Genomic DNA, 6,306 nt, shown 5'->3' with positions numbered 1-6,306 from the left:
GAGGGCAAGCTGCGTATAGCATCGGGACATGCCAAAATCTCCAAAGTGAAGCCATTGAAATCATTGGCATGTCGCACTTGGAAATAGAATGTACCATAACGCTGCGCTTACGTAGATAATTGCTACGACGAGATCTTGAAGAAGTCTGCCTTCGCGCGGCTTGTGTTCAAGAATTAGAAAGACGCGCGCGCAATTCGCTAAAACCATTGCACCCGCCAGCCACCATATGGTCTTGAGGCTTCCGTGCACGAAGCGCAACGTTACCGAAGACCCCAGGTCTTCCACAGAGTAGGGCGGTATGCCGTTCCAAAGCAGTAAGGCAGTCAGTGCCAAGAAAAACACGCAGTCGATGATCAATCGACGGGTTCCAGGAGCAGGAGACACTATATGGGCGGCTGCTCTGGCTCCGAACAGTATAGCGAACTGTATCCACAAATCGGTCAGAACGGATGGCATTCGCGTCTCCCGGCCGTCGGTTGGCGGCACGTTCCGCCATCGCGGGCTTTCGACTTAATCGAGCAATACGACAGAAGTGGCCGCAACGCAGGTGAAATGATGTAAACATGCGTGAAACGCGGCGGCTGCGCGCGAGTGGGGATAGCAACTTTCTCGCGATTTGACGGTGTTCAATACCCGTTTTTGGCCCGCCCTGTTATTTGGCTAGCTCAACGTCGCTGTAACTGCGGTTTGACTGTCGCAGTCCAGTTGCCGTGCCTTCTGGGCGTCTTCGCCGGACCAACGCCCCCATCCAGCGCCAGCGATGTTACGCCCTGGGTCAACCGCGATGCTCGTTTCCCTGGGATTTACGACGATTAACTCGTTCGGGGTTCTGCGGTCAGGCAATATCCAGCAACGAAATGAACACTGTCCGATCGTAAGAAGGGAGAACGCGCATGCGCCGTTTTGTCTTAACCTTGCTGCTAGCTATCGTCTCCGCGGCACCTATTGCGCGGACTGCGAATGCCGGTGCGCAGACCGCCCCAGAGATGCGCGCTCCGGTCGTCACTGTGCACTACCGGTCAGCCAAGATCCAGGGCTTGAACGTCTTCTATCGGGAGGCTGGACCGGCGGACGCTCCCGTCGTGCTCTTGCTTCACGGGTTCCCAACCTCTTCACACATGTTCCGAAATCTCATTCCCCAACTGGCGGATCGATACCACGTTATCGCCCCCGATTTTCCCGGTTTTGGGCAATCCGACGCTCCGGATCACAAGAATTTCAAATACGGCTTTGGGGCGTATGCAGACATCGTCGACGAGCTGGTGTCCGATATCGGTGTCCAGAGCTACGCGATGTACGTGATGGATTACGGCGCACCTGTCGGTTACAGGCTTGCGCTGAAGCACCCCGATCGTGTCACCGCGTTGATTATTCAAAATGGAAACGCCTACGATGAGGGTCTGCGAGAACTCTGGGATCCGATAAAGGCTTATTGGACGGACGGATCGAGCATACACCGGGACGCGCTGTCTGGCCTGGTGACCCTCGAGGCGACCAAGTTCCTATATACCGACGGAGTGTCGGACGTCAGCCGCATAAGTCCTGACAACTGGGTCCAGGACCAAGCGCTCCTGGATCGGCCCGGTAACAAAGATATCCAAATGGATCTCTTCTATGACCACCGTACCAACGTGCCGCTCTATCCAGCATTTCAGAAATACTTCCGCGACCATCAGCCGCCAACGCTAATCGTCTGGGGAAAGAACGATAGGGTTTTCCCTGAGGAAGGAGCGCGTGCCTACCTTCGGGATCTGCCACAGGCCGAAATCCACTTGCTCGATTCCGGACACTTCGCGCTCGAAGACAAGTTGGATGAAATGGTTCCGCTAATTCGCGGCTTCCTGGATCGTGAATTGGCCAAACTCTAGACCCTGCTCCACCGAGCCGGCCGTTACACTTTAAGTACGCGGGTGGCGTCTGCCAACGATCAAGATTCCTGTATCCCAAGTATAAACAAACGGAGAAGCAAATGACAAAGCACGTTCTATTCATCGTCACAAATGCAGCAGTGATCGGTCCGCACAATCGTCCCACCGGTTTCTTCTTCGCGGAGGTTGCTCATCCGTTTGACGTCCTCGACAAGGCGGGCGTCGCCGTCGAGTTCGCGTCACCTGCTGGCGGATGGACACCGTTTGACGCCTATGACGAGAAAGACGCCGCGCAGAAAGAGTTTCGTGGGAGCAAGGCTTTCCGCCGACTGAACCGCAGTCGGCGGCTGTGCGAAGTGAACGCCGCGGATTATGACGCGATCCTCATTCCCGGAGGCCTGGGGCCGATGGTCGACATCCAACGCAATCGTGAGGTCCAGAGTGCGATCGTGCGCGCCTGGACGACGAGCAAGATCGTCAGCGCGGTCTGCCATGGACCGTGCTCGTTGCTTGGCGTTGATCTTGGCGACGGAACACCGTTCGTACGCGGTAAAAAGGTGACGGGCTTCTCGAAAAAGGAGGAATACGACTACGCCCGCGAGGATGTGCCGTTCGAGCTTGAAGATGCCCTGACGGGCGAGGGTGCGATCTATTCGTCTGCGGCGAACTGGGAGCCTCATGTCGTCGTCGATGGTCGCCTCATCACTGGCCAAAATCCGGCTTCCGCTGGACCTCTGGCGCAGGAGTTGCTTGCGGCCCTCAGAAAGCAGGGGTGATCATCGCTCCTATTGCTCGCCTGACAGCGCATACTGCAGGCGAGCAACCCGTCGTTTGCGTTCAGCGCGTTATTTCCTTGCTATGCTGGCCATCGGATCGTCGACCTTGGTAAGCTCCTTCGCCACCACACTCTACACGTCGTCCGCCGGGAGTGCCGACCTCAGATATGACAGTGGGATGTCGTTACTCGCGAACTTCGAGACGGTCCCCGTATTTGAGAGCTAGCCGCCTGCAATCTTTGCAATCAAGCTAAATGCCATCGAGTGTGACTGTCGCAGCCGCCGTGCTGCGAACAGACTGATCCAACCTGGCGACACGAAGAATGGCGTTGCCAAGTAGCATCTCACATAGAGCCTGATCTACTTCAGGGCCGCCGACGCTGTGCGTCAATACCCGCACCGGGCAAGCCATTTGCGCATTCGGATATATTTCTGTCGTCGACCATGTGCGTGCCACTTCCGGAAACCCGGTCAGTTCACCTCGAACTGACCGAGTCACTGCTAGGAAAACCCTTTTGAGAAATCCTTTGGCAGATAATTTAAGACCCCTGGCTAGGGGAATCTCAAATTAAGTGCAACAGCTCACGCTTTGCTATCGGCTTCTTTGATCCGCGATGTTGCACAAGGAAAATCGTAATATCGGGGTCGTGGGTTCGGGTCCCTTCAACTGCGCTAGACGCTCGATGATTTCTCAGATTCTGCTCTCATTAAGAGCTGACAAGAAAACACTGAGATGTCCTGGTGTGTCCTAGCGAGAAAACTCGACCGGCCTCAACACATCACGTCACCGACAGGTTGCCGATGGGGCCTTGATGACCCTTGGCCCGTTCCGAGAAATGCCACCGATGTTGTCCGGCGGTTTGTGGACACATCGCATGTTCTTCGATTTATCCGAAGGCAGATGGTTTCATTTTCTTCCAGGACCGCAGCGCACGCCAGAGCACGGTATTGTCTGCATAACCCAGCACACGCGCCACCTCGGACATCGGAGCAGCATGCCGGTCGCCGAGATAATGGGCTGCGAGCGTCTGGCGGTGTTGGCGAACGAGATCGCGAAGCGACACGCCTTCCTCCGACAGCCGACGCTGCAGGCTTCGCGGCGACATCTTCAGTTCCGCAGCAAGGATCGCGACCGTGATCGGCTTGCGCCCGAGATAGATGCCGATCAGGGCCTGGACCTTTTCAGTGACGGAATCGCCGGCCGCCGGCTCGTTGACCAGATCGCCGATATGCCGCTCCAGGATTTCGATCAGGCTTTTGTCTTCAGAGCGGTAGATACGATCGGCATCCGTTTTGTTCATGACGATCCGGTTGCCGGATTGGCCGAACAGGACGGGCGCGCCATAGATCCGTTCCAGCACGCCAGCATCGCGCGGGGCGTGATGCTCGAGCTGTATTTCGATCGGGCGCCAGCCGCGACTGAAGCAGGAACGGACAAGCTGGCAGGAGGCGGCTATCGTGAATTCGCTGTCCTGCCGGCGCGGCCACATGCCGGGATCGACGATCCGGTAGCTCCAGACAAAGTCGCCATTCTCCTCGAATACGCCGGAACTGGTCGCGCCCTGCACCGCGTTCACATATTTCGACAGCCGTTCGAAGGCGCTGCGAATGTTCGGCGAGAGCGCGAAGAGCATGCCGATGGGGCCGAGATCAGCGGGCTTGAACCCTGTGCCCATACGGGCTCCGAGTGCTGGTTCGCCCGTTATCGTCGCGGCATCCTCGAACAGCGCGACGTAACGCACCATAGGCAGGACTGTGTAGGGATCTTCCAGTTGCGAGCGCAGAATGCCGTGCGAAGCCAGAAGAAGGTCGGTTTTCCCGGATCTTTTGTCGATTTGTTGCACCAGCGGGATCAGGACAGAGGCTCGAATTGAAGCAACTGCGGGCATCCGGCTGATCAAATGCGATGCAACTGCCATTTTCAGCGTCTCCGGTGACCGTCGTGGCGCGAATTATCGATTCATTGGCACGAACTGCAATTTCGGGGCCAGGTCGCCGCGCTTACCCTCTTGGCAACTAACAAGCAAAGGGGGTTCTCCATGACACTGGACGCAAGCATGCCCGCACCATCATCGCCGGAGCGTCGTCTGGCCAAGGACTCGGTAGGGCTTGCCCATATCGTGTTCTTTGTCGTTGCCGCGGCCGCGCCGCTCACGGCCGTCGTCGGCGCTTCGCCAGCCGCTTTCGCTTTCGGCAATGGCGCAGGCGTTCCCGGCGCTTTCGTGCTCGCCGGCCTGCTTTACCTGCTGTTCTCGGTCGGCTTCACCGCCATGAGCCGACATGTGGGCGGGGCGGGGGCCTTCTACACCTATATCACCCACGGCATCGGCAAGGCAGTCGGCGTGGGTGGCGCCTTCATGGCGCTGGTCACCTATAGCGCGGTTCAGATCGCCATCTATGGCCTGTTCGGCTTCTTCATGGCCAACGCCATAGCGCCGCTTGGGCTGGTGCTGCCGTGGTGGGTCTGGGCCTTCGCGGCACTCATCGTCGTGCTGGTCTGCGGTCAGCGCAACATCGCCTTCTCAGGCGCGATCCTTGGCGTCTGCATGATTGCCGAGATCGCCATATTGCTGGTTCTCGATCTTGCCATCGTCTTTTCAGGCGGCGGACCGGAAGGCATCACCTTTTCCTCCTTCGCGCCATCGCAGGTCTTTACGCCTGGTCTTGGTGTAGCACTGGTTTTCGTCATCGGTTCCTTCATCGGCTTCGAAGCCACGGCCATTTTCGGCGAGGAAGCCGAAGATCCCGAAAAGACCATTCCCCGCGCCACCTATGTTGCGGTGCTGCTCATCACCCTCTTCTATGCCTTCTCCACTTGGGCCATCGTGCAATTCTACGGTACGGGCAATGTGCAGGCCTCTGCTGCTGCCGGGCTCGACAGCTTCTACTTCGCTGCCGCCAATTCCGTCCTCGGCGCATGGGCGAGCCAGGTGATGAACGTGCTGCTGATCACCAGCCTGTTTGCCTGCATCCTGTCCTTCCACAATACGCTCAACCGCTATTTCTTCGCCCTCGGCCGGGAAGGCCTGGCCGCCAAGGTGCTTGGCGAGGTTCACGCCAAGCATGGCTCACCCTACGCCGCGGGTCTGCTGCAAAGTCTGATCGCGGCCGTCGTCCTTGCCCTGTTCGTGATCTTCGGCGCCGATCCCTACACCGTGGTGTTTTCGTGGATGGCGGCACTTGCAGGGATCGGTATTCTGCAGGTGCAGGTGCTGGTCTCCGTCGCGATCGTCATGTTCTTCCGCAAAACGCCGAACGGCTACAGCGCCTGGACCACGATGATCGCCCCGACGCTGGCGCTGCTCGGTCTCATCGGTTCGCTGGTGCTGGTCAGTTCCAATCTTTCCCTGCTTTCCGGCAGCGAAAGCCTGATCGTCAAGGCTTTCCCCTATGTCATGCTGCTAGTGGGCATTCTCGGAGCGCTGTTTGCAATCCACGTCAAGAGATCCAAGCCCGCTCTCTACGCCTCGCTCGGAAAGGTTTTCGAATGAGTGTCATCGCTGAACTCGCACCCGTCGATCGCCTTCTGGTTCTCGCGATCGCAATCCTTGCCGGCGCAACTTTGCTGGTTGCCATTGAGGCGCATGTTTTCTGCTCCGTGTTCTGCATTCACGCAGAAGCGATGGTGACCGAGATGCAGCTCTGCTCCGGTCGATCCTGAT

The 6,306-nt window shown here is 57.9% G+C and carries 5 protein-coding genes; 4 read left to right on the top strand and 1 reads right to left on the bottom strand.

Annotated elements, in window-relative coordinates; genetic code table 11:
* The first annotated feature begins 893 nt into the window (after positions 1-893).
* Positions 894-1,868, top strand: a complete 975-nt coding sequence (locus FHT70_RS01995) for an alpha/beta hydrolase (protein WP_183698509.1) — start codon at positions 894-896, stop codon at positions 1,866-1,868.
* A gap of 101 nt (positions 1,869-1,969) precedes the next feature.
* Positions 1,970-2,644, top strand: coding sequence for a type 1 glutamine amidotransferase domain-containing protein (locus FHT70_RS01990; RefSeq protein WP_022715097.1), 675 nt, complete (start codon positions 1,970-1,972; stop codon positions 2,642-2,644).
* Positions 2,645-3,531: 887 nt separating this feature from the next.
* Here the strand turns inward: FHT70_RS01990 and FHT70_RS01985 are convergent.
* Complete coding sequence (locus tag FHT70_RS01985; protein WP_183698507.1) at positions 3,532-4,563, bottom strand: AraC family transcriptional regulator; 1,032 nt, start codon at positions 4,561-4,563, stop codon at positions 3,532-3,534.
* Between the two features lie 120 nt (positions 4,564-4,683).
* Here FHT70_RS01985 and FHT70_RS01980 point away from each other — a divergent pair, with 120 nt between their 5' ends.
* Together FHT70_RS01980 and FHT70_RS01975 are read left to right on the top strand one after the other, a co-directional pair.
* Positions 4,684-6,135: an APC family permease gene (locus tag FHT70_RS01980; RefSeq protein WP_183698505.1), complete on the top strand. Its 1,452-nt coding sequence runs from the start codon at positions 4,684-4,686 to the stop codon at positions 6,133-6,135.
* Positions 6,132-6,305, top strand: a complete 174-nt coding sequence (locus tag FHT70_RS01975) for a hypothetical protein (RefSeq protein ID WP_183698503.1) — start codon at positions 6,132-6,134, stop codon at positions 6,303-6,305. Before FHT70_RS01980 ends, FHT70_RS01975 begins: the two co-directional genes overlap by 4 nt.
* Position 6,306 lies beyond the last annotated feature (1 nt).

This window comes from Rhizobium sp. BK049 (assembly GCF_014193135.1).
Taxonomy (GTDB): Bacteria; Pseudomonadota; Alphaproteobacteria; order Rhizobiales; family Rhizobiaceae; genus Rhizobium.
Note: the sequence above shows the minus strand (reverse complement) of the source record. Positions and strands in the feature narration are given on the sequence as shown.

Excerpts from the sequence above, each read along its gene's own strand:
- FHT70_RS01980 (WP_183698505.1), top strand. The coding sequence starts at position 4,684 with ATGACACTGGACGCAAGCATGCCCGCACCATCATCGCCGGAGCGTCGT.
- FHT70_RS01990 (WP_022715097.1), top strand. The coding sequence starts at position 1,970 with ATGACAAAGCACGTTCTATTCATCGTCACAAATGCAGCAGTGATCGGT.
- FHT70_RS01985 (WP_183698507.1), bottom strand. The coding sequence starts at position 4,563 with ATGGCAGTTGCATCGCATTTGATCAGCCGGATGCCCGCAGTTGCTTCA.
- FHT70_RS01995 (WP_183698509.1), top strand. The coding sequence starts at position 894 with ATGCGCCGTTTTGTCTTAACCTTGCTGCTAGCTATCGTCTCCGCGGCA.
- FHT70_RS01975 (WP_183698503.1), top strand. The coding sequence starts at position 6,132 with ATGAGTGTCATCGCTGAACTCGCACCCGTCGATCGCCTTCTGGTTCTC.